The organism is Lysinibacillus sphaericus, from assembly GCF_002982115.1.
Lineage (GTDB): Bacteria > Bacillota > Bacilli > Bacillales_A > Planococcaceae > Lysinibacillus > Lysinibacillus sphaericus.
The window spans coordinates 3,228,486-3,247,404 of sequence record NZ_CP019980.1; the positions used below are offsets into that span (position 1 = coordinate 3,228,486).

15 protein-coding genes and 1 pseudogene are annotated in these 18,919 nt (G+C 34.0%); 9 read left to right on the forward strand and 7 right to left on the reverse strand.

All coding sequences use genetic code 11. The features are described from left to right. Nucleotides 1-42 precede the first annotated feature (42 nt). Entirely contained in the window at nucleotides 43-741 is a 699-nt protein-coding gene (locus LS41612_RS16120; RefSeq protein WP_024364796.1) for a thioesterase II family protein, read from the reverse strand. Nucleotides 742-2,414: 1,673 nt separating this feature from the next. Here LS41612_RS16120 and LS41612_RS23570 point away from each other — a divergent pair. Next, nucleotides 2,415-2,676 (forward strand): annotated as a pseudogene (locus LS41612_RS23570) (IS3 family transposase); the annotation flags it as partial. Between the two features lie 170 nt (nucleotides 2,677-2,846). Here the strand turns inward: LS41612_RS23570 and ccsB are convergent. Next, on the reverse strand, nucleotides 2,847-4,001 hold the full coding sequence (ccsB, locus tag LS41612_RS16125; RefSeq protein ID WP_024364795.1) for a c-type cytochrome biogenesis protein CcsB: 1,155 nt from the start codon (nucleotides 3,999-4,001) through the stop codon (nucleotides 2,847-2,849). A 444-nt stretch (nucleotides 4,002-4,445) separates the two neighbouring features. Here ccsB and LS41612_RS16130 point away from each other — a divergent pair, with 444 nt between their 5' ends. Next, on the forward strand, nucleotides 4,446-5,843 hold the full coding sequence (locus LS41612_RS16130; protein WP_024364794.1) for a hypothetical protein: 1,398 nt from the start codon (nucleotides 4,446-4,448) through the stop codon (nucleotides 5,841-5,843). A gap of 77 nt (nucleotides 5,844-5,920) precedes the next feature. On the opposite strand, the gene LS41612_RS16135 is transcribed toward LS41612_RS16130, so the two are convergent. After that, nucleotides 5,921-7,075 (reverse strand): hypothetical protein, encoded by a 1,155-nt coding sequence (locus tag LS41612_RS16135; RefSeq protein WP_029747477.1) that lies wholly within the window; start codon nucleotides 7,073-7,075, stop codon nucleotides 5,921-5,923. 390 nt (nucleotides 7,076-7,465) lie between these two features. Continuing rightward, nucleotides 7,466-7,909: a hypothetical protein gene (locus tag LS41612_RS16140; RefSeq protein ID WP_024364793.1), complete on the reverse strand. Its 444-nt coding sequence runs from the start codon at nucleotides 7,907-7,909 to the stop codon at nucleotides 7,466-7,468. 381 nt (nucleotides 7,910-8,290) lie between these two features. Between LS41612_RS16140 and LS41612_RS16145 the strand changes: the two genes are divergently transcribed. From LS41612_RS16145 to LS41612_RS16170, 6 genes are all read left to right on the forward strand, one after another. Next, nucleotides 8,291-8,830 carry a helix-turn-helix domain-containing protein gene (locus tag LS41612_RS16145; RefSeq protein ID WP_024364792.1) on the forward strand — a complete coding sequence of 180 codons (540 nt, stop codon included), beginning with the start codon at nucleotides 8,291-8,293 and terminating at the stop codon, nucleotides 8,828-8,830. A gap of 43 nt (nucleotides 8,831-8,873) precedes the next feature. Continuing rightward, complete coding sequence (locus LS41612_RS16150; protein ID WP_024364791.1) at nucleotides 8,874-9,734, forward strand: YitT family protein; 861 nt, start codon at nucleotides 8,874-8,876, stop codon at nucleotides 9,732-9,734. Between the two features lie 196 nt (nucleotides 9,735-9,930). Next, nucleotides 9,931-10,242 carry a hypothetical protein gene (locus LS41612_RS16155; protein ID WP_024364790.1) on the forward strand — a complete coding sequence of 104 codons (312 nt, stop codon included), beginning with the start codon at nucleotides 9,931-9,933 and terminating at the stop codon, nucleotides 10,240-10,242. Between the two features lie 428 nt (nucleotides 10,243-10,670). Continuing rightward, entirely contained in the window at nucleotides 10,671-11,573 is a 903-nt protein-coding gene (locus tag LS41612_RS16160) for a hypothetical protein (protein WP_024364789.1), read from the forward strand. Between the two features lie 82 nt (nucleotides 11,574-11,655). Continuing rightward, entirely contained in the window at nucleotides 11,656-12,534 is an 879-nt protein-coding gene (locus LS41612_RS16165) for an ABC transporter ATP-binding protein (RefSeq protein WP_024364788.1), read from the forward strand. 16 nt (nucleotides 12,535-12,550) lie between these two features. Further along, a complete protein-coding gene (locus tag LS41612_RS16170) occupies nucleotides 12,551-13,261 on the forward strand; it encodes a hypothetical protein (RefSeq protein ID WP_024364787.1) in 711 nt (236 codons plus the stop codon). A 202-nt stretch (nucleotides 13,262-13,463) separates the two neighbouring features. On the opposite strand, the gene LS41612_RS16175 is transcribed toward LS41612_RS16170, so the two are convergent. The 3 genes from LS41612_RS16175 to LS41612_RS16185 form a co-directional block, all read right to left on the reverse strand. After that, a protein-coding gene (locus tag LS41612_RS16175; RefSeq protein WP_233433803.1) for an IS3 family transposase occupies nucleotides 13,464-14,614 on the reverse strand; the annotation gives its coding sequence in 2 pieces (ribosomal slippage) (nucleotides 13,464-14,341 and nucleotides 14,341-14,614; 1,152 coding nt in all). A gap of 65 nt (nucleotides 14,615-14,679) precedes the next feature. Beyond that, nucleotides 14,680-15,597 carry an Rpn family recombination-promoting nuclease/putative transposase gene (locus LS41612_RS16180; RefSeq protein WP_024361401.1) on the reverse strand — a complete coding sequence of 306 codons (918 nt, stop codon included), beginning with the start codon at nucleotides 15,595-15,597 and terminating at the stop codon, nucleotides 14,680-14,682. Nucleotides 15,598-15,750: 153 nt separating this feature from the next. Beyond that, nucleotides 15,751-16,944, reverse strand: a complete 1,194-nt coding sequence (locus tag LS41612_RS16185; protein WP_024361402.1) for a YbfB/YjiJ family MFS transporter — start codon at nucleotides 16,942-16,944, stop codon at nucleotides 15,751-15,753. Nucleotides 16,945-17,471: 527 nt separating this feature from the next. On the opposite strand from LS41612_RS16185, the gene guaD reads away from it, so the two are divergent. After that, entirely contained in the window at nucleotides 17,472-18,842 is a 1,371-nt protein-coding gene (gene guaD / locus LS41612_RS16190; RefSeq protein WP_024361403.1) for a guanine deaminase, read from the forward strand. Nucleotides 18,843-18,919 lie beyond the last annotated feature (77 nt).

Consider the following 18,919-nt stretch of genomic DNA (forward strand, 5'->3'; position numbering starts at 1 on the left):
CTATAAATATATTTAGTTTTTAAATTTTAAGGAACATATGAGTCAATCACTTAGGATTAAATTAATTAAATTAATTAAATTTTCCTTATCTATATTTAAATAGAAATGATTTCCTTGCATTTTAAAAACATTATATTCTTTGTCTATGTATTGTTTCCATTCTTGCATTTCCTCAAATATGTTTTCTTCCTTTCCAAAAAAACCACTTGTATTACACATTACCCCATCACTCCTTACAGTATGGTTAGTAATTAAATACTCTTCTAAAATACGAAAATCATTTCTTATAATAGGTAAATAAATATCAATTAACTCTTTATTTTTAAAAAATTCTTTTTGGGTTCCACCCATTTTCTCTAACTTTAGTAAAAATTGTTCTTTAGTTAATGAAGAATAATTGATGTGGGAAAGATGCGGAGGGACTCTACTAGATATAAAAAGATGTTTAGGAATAACATTGTCAGTTTTTAATTTTAGAGTTAATTCATAAGCTATATGAGCACCCATACTATGGCCAAATAAAGCAAAATTTTCATTATTTTCAATATGTTTTATTACAATATTGTATAAATCCTCTATACATGACTCGAAATTTTCATACAATGGTTCAATAAAGCGCTTCCCTCTACCTGCATATTCCAATGGAATCACATTAATATAGGGGGCTACGAAATCTACCCAGTCCCTATACACCGCTGCAGAACCACCTGCAAAAGGTAAACAAATCAAATTAATATTCATATCAATATACCTCGCTACCTAATTCATAACCTATAGAATAAATCTCAATATTGATTTCCAAATATGCAATTAACTAAATACTAATAAAAAATCCCATATGTACATTAAATAATAGTTAAATTTTATACCATATAATTCATTTTATTGAATATAATTCATTTTATTGCATATAATTCATTTTATTGCATATAATTCATTTTATTGCATATAAATAAAGAATAACATAATATTTTATTATTTGTAAACCTAAGTGATTTTTTAAAAAATATAAACCTTTTTTGTTATTATATTGTATTTGAAGTAGCGAAATAATTATACTAGAATAACAATAATATTTTCTATACATATTCTTAAATGATATACTGTCTAATAATTTTCAAGCCATCGGATATTCTGCGTGAATATCCCATCTTTCTGTGACATTTTACACTTCAACGTCCCCATTCATTCCCCTTACTACTGAGTAATTTTTTCTTGAAATTCTGTGTTTCTTCATAGATAAAACTGTGTGCCAATGATTAGTCTACACCTCTCGTTAACTCTCAAGCCTATCACTGAGGAGTTTGCAATGTGTTTAGATATTTCCTCTGTTCATAAATTAGCCTCCTCCTCTCTTAGATTCTTTAACACTATATAAACGTCGAAATAAATATGTACAAAAATGCTTGTTTAACTAAGTACATTTTTGATTTCTTTTGTATATTACAACTTTACAGGGAAAGGCGAGCATGATAGCCTTGATAGGTTAGCCAGCCCTTGATATGGCTAGGTTCTAGGCTATCGAATCGTGCGAGTAGAAGCTCCGTGTCAAGTTGTAATTATTCGCGCACTTGTATAGAAAAGTAGTTAATCAGCGAAAGTGTACATGCTTAGACTAGCAAAAATGTACATTGTTATTTTGACATTTACAAACACTACGAACAACCTTGCCATGATCTAAACATTTATCATATGTTTCGTGCTACAATTTTTATACACTATCCATAATGGGAAATTGAGCAACATATAAAAAGTATTAAGTTCTAAATAACTGAACGTTGAACTACTTCTCCCATAAAGATAAATAAAAAAGCATCTTCGAATAAAATTGCATATAGATACCTAAATTTCTATTAGTAGGTGTTTTTTATAGGGGGATAAGAGTGAGTTATCTCTAAGAAGTAAATGAAACCCCTCTTAGCATGGGGGACCCAATATTAACTAAATTAAATATTCGCCATAAAACACGGCTGCGATAGCAAAAAAAAAAAAAAAAAAATGTAAAATAAATCCATTCAAAACGATGTATTTGCAAACAATATTGCTTTAATAAATGTCCTTAAAACGATAATAAACATACGAAATTAGCCTAGGAAAACTGGTATTTAAAGCAGCAAATTGAGGTTCTAAAATTGTTCGCAGAATTGGAGAGGAAGCGGTTGGAGAAGTAGCTGTACAATTAGTTGCTTAACTGAAAGACATGACGTCTCTAAAGGACATCTGATTGGTTGACAAGAAACTTTATCTGTTGTTGCCTCTATTCAACGATGGTAGATAGATCGTGCAATCTCTAAGTTTCTACAACAGTGCGGTTCCTTCAAAATTATGATTGAATAAATACCTATGGGTAGCGTAAGGTTCATTAGCTGTAGCCAAATTATGGGCCGACAATGTTGCGAATACGTCTCTCTGGGCTGCAGACGTTAGCCCAAATGCATCATTTGCCCGAAAGGTGTACTTTGCACAATGACCAAGGCGCAGTGTATACATCTTATTACTATCAACAAGCTGTAAAAAAAAGACATTACCATGAGCATATCCCGTAAAGGATTACCCGTTGATAATGTCTCAATCGAATCGTTTCATTCTGTCTTAAAGTCTGAAACGTTCTACTTAGACAATTTACAAAAAACTACGACTGTCATCGTAGAACAAACCATCAAAGACTATATAAATTAATATAACTATAACCGAATCTAATTGAAACAAAGCCAGTTCAATACCTCCAACTAGTTGGAGAATGCTTTTTGATTACTGTCTTATATATCCATAATGAGTTCTTCAAAACCTTTATAATACTTTTTTGAAATATTTTCCAAAACCATTAAATTATCTAACCAGAAATACTATGCATACGAGTGGAGGCCTGCAATAACTAAGTTCACGAAAACTTGATTAAAAACAATAATACCAAATCCAATTATCGCCATCCACGCAGTCCTTTCACCTTCCCAATTTTTTGATATACGTAAATGCATTAATGCAGCATAGAATAAAAACGTTATGAGTGCCCAAACCTCTTTAGGGTCCCATCCCCAATATCTTCCCCAAGCAATTTGCGCCCAAATCATTGCAAAAACTAATCCACCTAAAGAAAATAAAGGATAACCAATTATAATTGCTCTATATGAAACCTCATCCATTAAATTTGGATTTACTCTGCTTGTCAATGGTTTTAATAAAGCACTAATGCTACTCCTAGCAACAATACGAATGCACAGGTATAAAATCGTACCTACCAAAAAGGCCCAAACAATTGAGTTAAGTTTCACTGCATCTATAGTATTAGGGATTGTTATAATTCCCAAACCTAAATCATTTTCATATACAACTAGAGGATGCATTTTATAAATAGCTTTATCTAGAACATTTTGCGCATTTGTATATTGAATAGTTACTTTTTCCATAAAAATACCAAAAACAGTTGATGCTCCAATAAATCCTATAACAACAATAAGACAATACATTACAAATTCCAACGAGCGAGTATTAATTGTCTTTTTCTTTACATCTAAAACCCTTAGAAGGTAGATAAGGCTAGTTGCAAATGAGATAGATAATATCGCACTAGAAATTGCTACTGTAATTACATGTATAGTTAACCAATTACTTTGTAAAGAGGGTACTAATGGATTAACCTCATTTGAGAAAACACTTCCATATCCAATAATAATTAGCGCTATAGGAACAACAAATAAACCAACAACAATCTGTTTATATATATGATAAATTAAAATGAAGCTTCCAATAAGCATTATTCCGAAAAACGTGACAAATTCAAACATGTTACTTACTGGCGCGTGATTTACAGCAATCCATCTCGTTATGAAGTACCCCAATTGAAGAATGAATGCAACGTATGTAAGTAGAATTCCTAGAAAACTAAATTTTCTTCCTTTAGATTTTACTGAAAGTCCAAGTGGTAAAATCGTTATTAATAGTATTAGGAAAGAAATAAAAAGTAAATTACTACTTAAAGTTAGTAAATCTTCTGTATTCATATACTCACCTCAAAGTTTATTATAGTAGCGGAACTATCCTTAAATTTTTCCACACTTATATAATAATAACAAAGATATCACTAAATTGGTATATGAATCATCTTATTTTTGTAAGATGATAAAACATATCTATCCAATTAATATATACTAATCCCTAGCAAATAATAATATTCATATAATTTTTTTATCTTCTTAGAAAAACATTAAAATGTATATAACTAACTTAAAAATATACTTTCCAACTTTAACTGAATATAAACAATAACTATAGAAAATTATTGTTATTTTAAATTGAAGAATATTACTATTTATATAATACATTACAGAAATGAGCTTTACTGTTTTTTCTTTTACTTTTATTCTTATTTAAAATTTTAACCAATCACCATCTAATTCTCCCTTCATATCCTATAGCATTAGGTCGAATTTTGAGGGGGAAACTATATGGGGATTGAACTTACTTCTCTCCATTGGATTTATGTTGTTTTTATTGTTTTAATTATTGGCTTTATGGTAAAACGTCGGGATACTACCCTCATTTGTATTCTTGGCATTTTCCTACTTGCGATTATCGCTACGGGTGATCTCACCTCGTCTATAAGTGGGGTTTTTAACAGCTTTATTTACGCGATTACGGAGCTGTTATCGACCATTTTGATTATCTCCATTATTGTTGCAATGAGTCGTGTGTTAATAACTTCTGGTATTAATGAGGTCATGGTTGCACCATTTACAAAAATTATTAAAACACCGACACTCGCCTATTGGACGATTGGTATTTTAATGATGATTATTTCTTGGTTTTTCTGGCCCTCTCCTGCTGTAGCATTATTAGGAGCAGTGCTACTACCTGTAGCGATTCGAGCGGGTTTACCAGCGTTGGGCGTTGCCATGGCAATGAACTTATTTGGTCACGGAATTGCTTTATCTAGTGATATTGTGATTCAAGGCGCTCCAAAGTTGACTGCAGATGCAGCAGGTATTCCAGTAGGGGATGTTGTTTCAGCCAGTATTCCGCTTGTTATGACGATGGGTCTTGTGACGACGATAGCTGCTTTTATCTTATTAAAACGTGATATGAAGCGAGGCACTCTTCAGTTAACAACTTCATCTGTAAAGAATGATGGTATAGAACAAGTGACAGATGAACATTTGCTTACCCGTGGACAAAAACGATTTTTTGCGATGCTTATTCCATTCACCTTTTTGCTCGATGTTATTGCGATGTCGGTATTAAAACTGCAAGGCGGTGACGCTACTGCTCTAATTGGTGGGACAGCTGTCTTTATATTGTTTGTGCTCTGTCTTGTTGCACATAAAAAACAAGGATTTGAGAAATCAACAGATTATTTAATTCAAGGATTCCAATTTGGATTTAAAGTATTTGGACCCGTTATCCCCATTGCAGCTTTCTTCTATCTTGGTGACTCCGGATTCACCAAAATTATCGGTGACTACCTCCCTTCCACTTCTCATGGCATTGTCAATGATCTTGGTGTCGGCTTAGCCGCCATTGTACCATTAACGAAAGAAATTGCGGTCGTGACCCTTGCAATCGTAGGTGCCATTACAGGTTTAGACGGCTCGGGATTCTCTGGCATTTCGCTAGCTGGGTCAATAGGTAGCTTATTTGGCAATGCGATTGGAGGAGGTACAGCAACCCTAACCGCACTCGGACAAATCACTGGAATTTGGGTTGGTGGCGGTACACTTATTCCATGGGCACTCATTCCAGCAGCTGCGATTTGCAATGTAAGTCCATTTGAGCTTGCAAGGCGCAATTTATTACCTGTAGCGATAGGTCTTATTGTAACGACCATTGTCGCAATGTTTTTACTATAAATCTTATAGAAAAGGCCATCTACTATTATCGATTGTCGATTACTAGCAGATGGCTGAATTATTTTTTATGGTTACGATTATTCTGATTGTGGAAGATAATCTTGATTGTTTATTGTTAGTTTAGAAGCGAAGAATAGAATTTCTTTATTTAAAGCAAAATAAGGTTCTAGAATGTTGTAAAACGCTTCCCATTTTTCGTCAGCCTTTTCATTCTCAAGTTTCATGGCTTCTTCATACAATTTTTTTAATTGCTCTTTATCTTCTTTACTAACTTCGAAGTCATAATCAGACATGTATTCTTCAAATGTTAACGGCTCGATGAATTGACTAAGAAGATCATGGAATTGATTCCATGCCGTTTCAGACAACTCCATATTCTCATCATTTTCAGCTTTTTGTGCATCTTCATATAACGTTTTTAACTTCGCCATCGTTTCAGCAGGAATGTCTAATTCCATTCCTTCCATGTATTCTTCAAACGTTTGTGGTGGGTATAATTCATCAAGATATGGTTGAAGGATTGTATACAACTCTTCATATTTTAAATTAGCTTTTTCTTCATCACCACTTTTTTCAAGCTTTACCCACTCTTCATAAATAGCTTGAAGCTGTTTTTTATCATTTTCTTTAATAGCTATATTTCCCTCACTAAACCCAAAGCCTTCTAAATATTGTTCAAAAGTCTCTGGTTCCCAATTTGCTAATATATAAGGTTTTGTAATTTTATACATTTCGTCATAAATTTTTTCCATTTCTTCATATTTCTTTTCAAGCTCTTCTTCTGTTACTTCTTTTTCAACCTCAACTGACGCTTCTTTTTCTAACTTTTTAATTTCGTTAAACAACTTTTCCAATTTTCCTAAATCTTCCTTAGTTACCTCTTTAGGAAGGTCTTTTTTATACACTTCAAATGTATAAAAGTCTGAATAATCGTCTACTACTTTACCTTCTATAGAAATTTCTTGTCCTACTACTAAGTTCATTTTCTCAATTTGTTCAGTAGAAAATTTACTAAAACTAATAAAGTAATTTTTACCATCTATTCCTTTCAAGTTCATGCCATCGCCGAAGACTTCTTTAATAGTGCCGGATATTTTTTGTTCTAATTGAACATTAATATTACTATCCTTTGTTTCTAATGTAGTAGCTCCCGCTTGAAGTGGTGTTAGGATAGCCATCCCTAGTGTAAATGCTGATGCAATCATCCAAGTTTTTTTAAATGGTTTTTTCATACTTTATTTCCCCTTAATTAAATAGATTGGTGTTACTAATACTTATACGCTTTTTCTACAGAAAATGTTTCATTAATTAGCAAAAAAAGTTTATTAAATTAGATACTTCAAAATTAACTATAATTCAGTACATTTTATTACAATATACTTTTAGGGTTATTATTAGTATTTTAATATAGCGAAACTTTACCAATGTATTATTTAATTATAGCTTTTTATGCTGATGCAATAGGATTTGAATAAATATGAGTGTGAAAACGCACTAGCTAAAGAATCAACCTCGATTAAAATTTTTGCGTAGATACCCTTACTCGATTATTTGCTATGCGTCTCCATACGGTTTATTTAGTAAAGGGAGATTATTATGTTTTGAACAACCTAAATTATTTTTTACTGACCTTCAAAATCTTGTTTCATTATAATTTTCATTGTTAAAAGTGCACTAACAAAAGCAGTGGTTAACAGTATTATTCCATCAGCATGAATGAAATTAAAACCATAAACGATGCTCCCACAAATGACACAACTTACCGTATTTATACCGAATAAAACGCCCCATACCACTTCTTTGAAGCGTTTATATTCTCTACTGCCTGCTAAAAACTTGATGTAAAAGAAACAAATTAAGCCTATACCCAACACTACTATCATTGCGTTAATGAAAGATGCTGTAAAGTTAATAGGTTCCTCCCAAGCCATATCTACAGCAATAACATTTGTCAAATTCACCAAATTGAAAACAACAATGCAGAGTAAAACATACAAGAAGAAAATCCATTCGACTACGTACACAATTGGCACAACCAATTTTTTCACTGCAGACGAACTAACCACAAATTATCCCTCCTCAGATTTGTTAATTTTAATATTAGACGGAAAAAGTATACAAAAGTTCTAGTAGCACTAAACCACTAAGTTACAAATATTTCGATAACCTAGCTTCCTTTATATTTGTAATAGAGACAGCTTACCCTTGATTGAATTGAAGGAGCTCTGATTTGTCAGGGCTCCTATTTTGCATTAATTTTTATGACAAGTTTGTTATGTCAAATATGAGTTACATTTGCCCCAGCTTAATAATGCTTAAAAAAATTCCGTTAGCATTTTACTGTACATTTGGATAAAAATATAATATATTTTTTGATAATGTTCTCAAAATGATAACATTTGTTTTGTCTTTCTACATATCATTTCTTCAATATAGGAGGCTCGTAGATGCGTAATAAAGCAGAGGTTTTAATGCATCCTGTGAGAATGAAAATTTTACAAGCGCTGATGCATAATACAGACGAAGGCTTAAGTACCTTAGAGATGATTTCTGTTATTAAAGATGTACCGCAAGCTACTTTATATCGCCACATTCAAATATTAATGGATGAAAGCATCATTAAAATTGTGAAGGAGCGAAAAGTACGTTCTGTAACGGAAAAATTTTATGCATTAAATGAAGATGCTGCAAAAATAAGTAAGGAGGATTGGTCAATACTAACGAAAAAGCAAAAACTCAACTATATTTCGTACTATCAATTAGCTCTACTGTCTCAGTATCAAAATTATTTAAACTTATGTGAAGAAGATGAACATATCGTAGATTCTGCAACTTTTTCATTACTGGACTTATCCTTAACGAAAGAACAGTTTAACCACTTTCAAAATGATTTGAACGATTTATTAACGAGATACTATAATATGTCCGATTCAAGCCATACAACGGAAACAAAAACAATCGCAGTAAATATTATTCCAAAATCGTAAGTAACAACACAGGATTTAATTTGTAAGGAAATGGAGAAGATTTATGAAAAAAAGCAAGTCACTTGAAAATATACGAAAATTTATCATGATTATTACAGGGGCAATCATCGCAGCGTATGGACTTGAAGCTGTATTAATACCAAACAATGTGATTGATGGTGGCGTTACAGGTCTTAGTATTATGGGTGCCCATTTATTTGAAATTCCATTAGGCGTGCTACTCTTTGTATTAAATATTCCTTTTATCTATATTGGCTACAAACAAGTAGGAAAAACATTTGCATTAATGAGCTGTGCTGGGATTGCTGCGTTATCGATTTCCACAGTTCTATTACATGACGTTAAAACGATTTTAGGACCGAATGATCCTTTATTAATTGTTTTATCTGGTGGTATGTTACTTGGAATTGGGATAGGAATTGTTTTACGTAATGGTGGTGCTTTAGATGGCTCTGAAGTATTAGCCGTACTACTATCACGTAAAATACCGTTTTCAGTCGGAGATATTATATTATTTATCAATGCCTTTATTTTCTTAGGGGCAAGCTTTATTTTCGGATTAGAGAGTGCTTTATATTCCGCTTTAACGTACTATATTGCGAAAAATGTTATTGATATTATTCAAGTTGGTTTAGAAAAATCTAAAGACGTCCGTGTTGTCAGTGCAAAATCTGAGGAAATTGGGGATGCCATTCAAGCTCGTTTAGGGCGTGGCGTTACTTATACACAAGGGCGTGGCGGGTTTTCAAACGAACCAACTGAAATATTAAACTGTGTCATTAACCGTATGGAAGAAAATAAGTTGGTATCCATTATTAAAGACATAGATAGCAGTGCGTTTGTCGTCATTTCTGATGTTTCAGAAGTGCGTGGTGGCAATTTCAAAAAACGCGATATTCACTAATACAAAAAGTAAGCAAGTGCATCTCTTGCTTACTTTTTATTTGTTGTTTTCCCTGTAATTCAGATCCTGGGTGCAACTACAGAAAAGAATGACATCTGGCGTTGGTCTAAAGGCTCTTTCAAGACAATTTCAACTAAAAAAGCTATAATTATAATAATTCTTATACTTGTGACTTTACATTTTGAAGGAGAACTTAATGGACTTATTTATAGCAAGTGATCGCCAATTGCCAATTCGTTATTATGTAAATGAAGCTATTTGGATTCGCCGTGGCTGTTTTTCGCCACCCCAATTAACTTTGCCTTTTTTTGTGGAGGTAGAAATTAAAAATAACGACAATTTGCCAATTATTACACAGTATATCCGAGAATTTCAATGTCAATATAAGTATACAGAGATGCAAATTCTAATAAAGGACAACGTTATATTTACTGAAATGCAAGATATGCTCACTAAACAGCTATTGAGTAATCATCTGATTTCTATCCACCCACTGTTATTAAAGTAGGCAATTTCTTACTGCTTTCATATTATAAAGATTACATAAATAATGGACATAGGCTTCAATCTAAATTTTGTAAGCTCATGGTCATTAAAGAAAAGATGAAAAAGGCTTGATAACCAGTAAAAGGATATTTTTGTTTTGATCAACACGATTTTCTTTATGGCTGACTTCAATTGACTCTTCTATATTCGCTCTAGCATTACGTGTTTAGCTAAAACCTTGGTTTACCACCATTCTTGATTCAGTTTGTTGGAAGCACGCCATTAGTGTAAAAAGGTTTTCTCACTCCTCCAATTAACAAACTACCATCTCGCTAGAAAGCTTAAAAACATCAAATAATCCTACTTTAAATAGGCATACATTTGCACTTAAAAGAATAGAAACCTAGTAGAGAGTTTAGTTCAAGAAAAATAAAGTGAGGTGTAGAAGTAATGCTAGAAATAAGTGATGCAAAAGAGTTGGTACTCGGAGTTGTGCAACATGATCCATTGTTTGTCGTACTACAACATACACCATTAGTAGAAACACTTTATGGTGATGCCTATTTAACACATATCCATGAAAAAGAATATTATAGCATTTCAGAAGTTGCAGGTTGGTTTGAAATAACAGATGCTATGCTGCGTTATTATATCAAACCTTTCGATCAGTATATTTTTGATAGCGCCTCTTATCATCAAACCACTAATATTCGCTTAGACCTCCCTGCTATTTTACGACTTCGCATGATTCTACTTTTGAAGGACGAATACCGTGTTAAAGGTCTAAAACTACTTCTGGGTATTGATGACAGTCACCAGCAGATTAAACATCAAATTACTGCCACTACTCTTGATTTTACGGATAATCTAGCCCACAAAGTCGATGTATTAGGTAGTGTCCTTCAGCAAATGATACAAACTGGTTTATTTCATATGGAACCAGATGAAAAGCAAGGGACATTAAACATTACGATTAATCAAGATTTTTTAGCGCAAAATCTACAAGAGCTCTCTTCCGAATCAAGCCGCCAAATAGAGGAAATTCAAAATGAAACAGCCGAATTGAAACATTTAAATGAAAATCTCCAAAAGCAAATGGTAGAGTTACAAGAAGGTAGTGTCAAAGATATCGTCAAAAAAATCCGTGAGCGTCATATTGAAAACGAAATCGTGTCCACTTTACGCACAGAGGCACTACAGCAATACTCTATGGAGAATAAGTCAGGGTTTTTCGCAAAAATTTTTAAATCCTCGCAAATTGAAATGGAAAAAGAGCAATTTGTTGTTGCCTATATTTCACAACATTTAGAAGAACGCTTAGAAACAGCACTAAATAAATATTACAGTACCTAATTCTTTTACGTGCCTGTCACTCAAACAATTCTGAAAATTCCGAGTGACTGGCACTAATCACTAATAAAAAAGGTGTGTACGAATGAATACGTTAATGGAAGTTCAAAACATTTCTAAACAATATAAAACAAAGAAAGTTTTAGATAACATTTCATTTTCCATTTATGGAGAGGAAATTGTCGCACTTGTAGGGAAGAATGGTTGTGGTAAAAGTACGCTACTAAAAATTATTGGAGGTATCGTCGATTCAGATAGTGGCGCAGTTACTAGTCATGTACAATCTTTAAAAATTGGGTACGTCCCCGAAATTACTCCTCCACATGTACTCTTTACGCCCGAAGAGTATCTTTTTCATATGGGTAAAATAAGTGGTGTACCTCGTAAGCCATTACAACAAAAAATAAATCAATTACTTGAGCTATTCAATATGCAAGAGGTTCGGTCGACACGAATTACTCATTTTTCAAAAGGCATGAAGCAAAAGATTATGATTATGCAGGCAATGCTTGAAGAAACACATCTTCTAATTTTGGATGAACCTTTATCTGGACTTGATCCTCGTGCCCAAAATGAATTAGAAAACACCCTTTTGTCTTTAAAAGAGAATGGATATAGTATTATATTAACCTGTCACGAAACCAAATTATTAGAAAACCTAGTGGATCGGATTTTATTAATGGAAGGCGGCCAAGTGGTACAACTGGAATCATTTACAGACGCTTCTAACCAAAACAATCTAATAGTGTTTGAGTTACCCAGCGACCAATCACTTGATACAGTACTTTCCTTTATCCAAATCAAACAAATGCGCACATTAAATAATGGCAATCAAGAGCTAACTGTAACGGTAAACAGTGGAGATACAGACAAAACCCTTTTGGCCTTACTTCAACACGAAGCTACCATTAAACAGCTTATGCCTCTAAATTCAAAGAAGGAACAATTTCATAGTCATTTCTAGGAGGCTTATTAAATACATGATAAGTTTATTACACTATCAATTTAGTAATTATATAAGAACTTATAAATACATTCCCCCTTTTTTCATTTTCATTTTATGTACGGTAGTCAACTATGCATTTGTACCAAATCCAATATTGGACAGTTACTCATTTACTTCGACTCTTCTATTTTTACTAATGGGATGGTTTACAGTAACAATATTTCATGCGGAGGACGAGGGACAAAAAGTCATTACTATACTACATGCTAAAGGGCAAAATATGTATTTTGTTACGCTTTATTTGATTTGTATTGTAATTGGCTTTTGTCTAAGCTGTGTGTCAGTGTTGTACCCTATAATAATTGGTGCATTTGGTGAACGACCAAGTTTATGGCATATCATATTGGGTTTCCTAGCTCATTTTAGCCTTTCTATGCTTGCTATTGCACTCTCTGCCATTTTCACAAGGGAACTAGTCAAAAATAAACAAAATTCTTGGTGGGGTGTACTTAGTATCTTAATTATTTCTTTAGCTATCGCCTCTTTAAAAAGCGTTATTTTACAAGTAAAGGGTCTATTATGGCTCTTACCTCCAGTACATCTTTCTTTAGAAATGATGAGTTCAGATGATAGCATCAACGTAATACCAGCCGTTTTTTATTGGCAATTTATTTGGATTTTTATTTATAGTATTTTAGTAATATGGTTATACTTTATAATGTTGAATCGAAAAAGGAAAATGTAAGAAGTGCCTGGCACCCAAACAATTGTGAAAATTTCGAGTGCCCGGCACCTAAAGTTTTAATCAAGTAATTCTTTTAACTGGTTAATTTCAGTAATTGTTAGCTCTGTTAATTCTGCGATTGTTTCAATATTGGTTTCTCTCTTCAATAACTTTAACGCAATTGGGACTGACCCCGATATATAAGACACTAAACAAAAAAGCATTACCCAACCCGTTGTCGGTATTGAACCGGCGACAGGTTGTTTAGTTTCGTTTGAATTCGGTTATTGTTATAATAGTTTATATAGTCTTTGACAGTTTGTTCTACGATGGCCGTCGTAGTACTGTTCAAATTGTCTAAGTAGAATGTTTCAGACTTTAACACAGAATGAAACGATTCGATTGGGGCATTATCAGCGGGCGTACCTTTACGGGACATGCTCATGGTAATGCCTTTTGCTTTTACGGCCTGTTGATAACCATACGATGTGTATACCGCCCCTTGGTCACTGTGCAACGTACACCCTTCGGGCAAATGATGAAGTTGAGCTAATGTATCCAGCACAAAATCAGTATCTTGGCAGTCTCCAATCGAATAGGCAATAATTTCACCATTATATAAATCTTGAATACTTGAAAGATACAACTGTTTTTGACCAAATGGCAAGTAAGTAATATCAGTTACGAGCTTCTGTAACGGTGCGGTGGCTTCAAAATCGCGATTTAATAAATTTGCTGCGATTGCATAAGGTTGTCCTGTTCGTTTCCGTTTTTTCACTTTCACGCGACATTGCCAACCATATTTTTGCATAATACGTTGAACCACTTTATGATTGACGCACATTTCTTGACGTAAGAGTGCTGTAATTTTTCTGTAGCCATAGCGAAATTTATTTGTACGACAGAGTTCACCGATACGTCTCTCTATTGTTTGACGAGACCTTGCATCGGTTGATGCCTGTTTCCAACGATAGTAGGTAGATCGTGCAATCCCAAAATGTTTACAAATGTCCTTTACAGACATTATGCTTCTTAGTGACGCAACTAATTGTACTGCTACTTCTCCAACCACTTCCTCTCCAATTCTGCGTACTTTTTTAGCACCTCAATTTGTTGCTTTAAATAACGGTTTTCCAATGCTAATTTCGTTTGTTCATTGTCCGGTTCAGGACCCTTATTAAAGATATATTGTTTGCCTACAGGTTGTTTCAAACGATTGACTTCACCATTTCTATACCAACGCACCCATGTTTCGACCTGTGTTTTATGGCGTATATTTAATTCCAATAGAATCTGTTTGACAGGTACACCTGCTAATCGCATCTTAATCGCTTTCATTTTTACTTCATAGGGATAACTCACTCTTGTTCCCATAGAAAAAACACCTCCAAATTGAAATTTAAGTATCTATACCCGAATTTCAATCGAAGATGCTTTTTTTATTTGTCTATACCTATTGGGGTCAGTTCCATTTCCTTCTGCACCTTTTTTTCTCCGTGTTTAATGCCTTGTTCTATTCCCTGTGCTATGCCTTGTTCTATTCCTTTCAATAGCCCTTCTTGCTCAGCTATATATTTTGTATCTTCTAGCTTCGCCGCCTCATCAAGGATATATTTCAAACGAGATTGATATGCATAATAATCTTCAGGGGACTGACTTAAATCATGCCAAACATTCATAGCATTGAATAACTCCTCATCTTTCATGGCAAGCTCCTCCAATTCTAAATAAATTTCTTCATAGACTTTCTGTTTACGTCCATCAACCATTCCCAGTAGCATTAACCATCTATCCAAGACATTTTTAAAAGAATCCAATTGTTTTGCATACCATTGCTGTATAAATCGATTAATATCGATAAAATGTATTTCAAGTACGTCATCCATTTTCAAATTATCTTGATTATCATAAAGTTGAAAAATAGAATGATAATTTTTTGTGTGTTCAAATAACGTAAAATTACAAATATTTATAGTAATTGTCGGTCGTAATTTATGATACCCCATCCCTTTACGCAGTTGCGAAGTATAAATTCTTGACCAATAGTACAGTGTTCGTTTCATCATATCGTATTGATTGGTTAATTGAATTTCAACATTAACAAATAACTCATCTTGTGTTTTCACTAAAATATCCAAGCGAGATTGCTTATCATCTACATGTTCACTACCAAATTCTTGACTTATAAAAGTAACTTCTTTAATAGCATTTCTCCCTGTACGATTTAATAAAGCATTCAGGAATACTATAGTAATAGCCTTATTTTTATCCGTACCAAATAATTGTTTAAAAGCATAATCTACTTTTAAATCTATAAATTTTTCAAGTGGGATTTTACGAAAAGTCTTTACACTCATGCGCATCACTCCAATTGATTTACCACAATTATAACATTTTTTTGATTTTAAAAAAAACGAAAAAGGTGCCTGACACTTAAACAATTCTGGTGGCAGGCACTCAAACAATTCAGAATATTCCGGGTGTCAGGCACCCTTAACTGGCACCCTTAACTAATGATTAGATTGGATGTTTAAATTGGCTATCTTCTCTTGTTGTTTTAACACGATCCACTTACCGCATAACATTACAATTAGCCCTAGCAATACGATGCTGCCTGCAAAAATGAGTGCTGCCTTGTAGCTGCTAAAAATGACCACAAGTTGTCCAGCTATAATTGGCCCGATAATTTGTCCAAACGCATAGAACGTTGTCAACAATGACACGACTGGACCACTCTGTGTTGGAAATAGCTGTCTAGCATAGGCAGTTGTTAGCGTAACAATACCGACGAATGTTAAACCAAATAAAAATGAAGACAATAGCACACTCCATACTGTTTGTGAAAATACCGGCAACAATATCCCTAGCACTTGTAGTATGTAAGCCACAAATAAAATTTTTATTGCAGAAAACTTCTCTAATAGTACTGTCCAAACTGGAGCAGATGGAATAGCCGCTACACCAACAATGACCCAACTATAAGAGGAATATGATTGGAGCGATGGAATGTTGTGAATAATGTCCACTAAAAATGTACCAGTTATAATATAACCAAGCCCCTCAAACCCATATGCCGCAATTAGCCAAGGCATAAAACCCCGCGACATTTTTGCATCTGCCGTTTTCGTTACTTTCACGCTATCGTGTACTTGTAAATTTCTCCATAATAGAAATGTAATCACTAAAAATAGTGCGGATAAAATGCCTAAGCCAATCCAAGTACCTTGCCAAGCAAAACGTGCTTCAATAAAAGGTACGAATAAACCTGAAATGGCAATACCAAGCCCTATACCACTAAATAAATAGCCTGACCACTTTGTGAGCGTTTGTTTGGCCAAATAATCCATAATAATACTAGAAGTTAAAACAAAAATAAGTCCCCCTGTAATCCCTGCAATTAATCGTAGAACAAGCCAAACACTATAGAGCTCAATTAGCCCCATAAGCACAACAGAAATGACATTTAATACCACACTCAACAGTAAAAAATGTTTCCGCTGTCGGTAAATAAATCCCGCCCATAATGCCCCAATAAAATAACCAATATAATTACTAGATGCTAAAAAGCCTGCAACCTCAAATGAAAAGCCAACATCCTCCCGCATAAACGGCAAAATGGGCGTAAAAGCAAAACGGCTAATCCCCATCGCTACAACTAGTAATAGTACTCCCCCAAATAAAATACCAATGTGTTGACGATTCATCGCATCCTCTCCCCCTTTGTTAATAAAAGGATACTGAATGCTCCTTAATAAAGCAATTAAATTTATAAATTTTACCAATATTCAAAATAATAAAGGGAGGTGGTTTTACACTTTTCTTTTTACAAAAAAGACCCAAGCATTCACACTTGAGTCGTCGATTAGGCGATTTATTTAATAATTAGCTTTTAAACTAATAACAAGTAATACTATAAGCAAAAAAACACCAACACATACTCCCATAACTAGGCTTACTTTCCTACCAAGCATGTCCTTTCAATCCCCTCCTTTTGGGCATTTCCAAAAAATCTTATATAGCACCTATTTATTCCGATTTTCTCGCAACAAACTACGATAACAATTCTCATTTACAGTTTATATAAAGATTATTAATTTGCCAAGCCTCATTTTCCCACTACTTTCTACATCAGGTGAAAAGTAAAATATTCGTTTTTTTTATAGACTTTATAGTTTTATTATCCTATAATATTCCCTGCTGATACCAAAATACGAACATTGAGGTGTAAACTATGTTTAAATATACGCAAATTTTCAAAGGAACTGCTTTTTCAAGTAAGTCTTCCAAAGAAGTACAAATTTTACAAGACTACCTGTTTTGCATTAACGCAGACGGAATAATCGAAAAAACGATTGCGCCAGAGCATCCTGACTATCAAACAGTACTACATACATATAAAGGGAAAGAAAATTTCTACCAATTAACTGATGGCCAGTATTTCTTCCCAGGCTTTGTCGATTTGCATGTCCATGCACCACAATGGGCTCAAGCCGGTACTGCTCTAGACATCCCCCTATATGACTGGCTCAACACCTATACCTTCCCTATCGAATCGAAGTTCTCGGACTTAGCATTTGCGAAAGAGGTCTATGAAGATTTAGTAAGTACCCTTCTTGCCAATGGCACAACAACATCGTTGTACTTTGCAACAGTTCATAAGGAAGCAAGCCTATTATTAGCTGAAATCTGTGCTACAAAAGGACAACGTGGTCTTGTTGGGAAAGTTGTCATGGATGACCCTGAACAAAACCCTGCATTTTATCGAGATGCAAATACGGCAACAGCATTAGCGGATACAGAAGAGTTTATTTTAGCTGTTAAAGAATTAGCGAAATCTACCAAGCAAGGCGTATATCCTGTTGTAACACCTCGCTTTATTCCAAGTTGTACAAATAGTGCTTTAAAAGGTTTAGGTGAATTGGCAGCTAAGTATGATACACATATTCAATCTCATTGTAGTGAAAGTGACTGGGAGCATAGGTACGTGCAAGACCGCTTCAACAAAAATGATGCCTACGCTTTACATGATTTTGGTCTATTAGGTGATAAGTCTGTTATGGCACATTGTAATTTCTTAAACGATGAAGATGCCACACTATTTGCTGAAACTGGTACTGCTATCGGCCATTGTCCAATTTCAAATGCTTATTTTGCTAACAGCGTTATTCCCATTGCCCGCTTCCATGCAAAAGGTGTAGATATTGGTTTAGGCTCAGACATTTCAGGTGGCTTCTCACCTAGTCTTTTTGATAATGCAAGACAGGCGGTAATGTCATCTAGAATGTTGGAAGATGGTGTGAATACAGAACTTCCTGCAGACAAACGTGGCGTGCCAAATTCGCGCATTACTATCAACGAAGCATTCTATTTAGCAACAGCTGGCGGTGGTGAAAGTTTAAGTCTTCCAATTGGTCGCTTACAAGAAAACTATACGTGGGATGTTCAAGTAATCGATACAAAAGTAGCATCTGCTAAACTACCAATCTTTGATAACAAAGAAAAACTGATTGATATCTTCCAAAAAATCATGTATCTAGTACGTCCTGAAAATATTCGAGAAGTATGGGTGCAAGGCATTAAAGTGCACGAAAGAACAGAATAATCTAACGCAAACAGTGGTCTCCCCTTCTCTGTAGCAACAGATGGAGGTCACTAAGTCGTTTTATTTATAAACTTAAC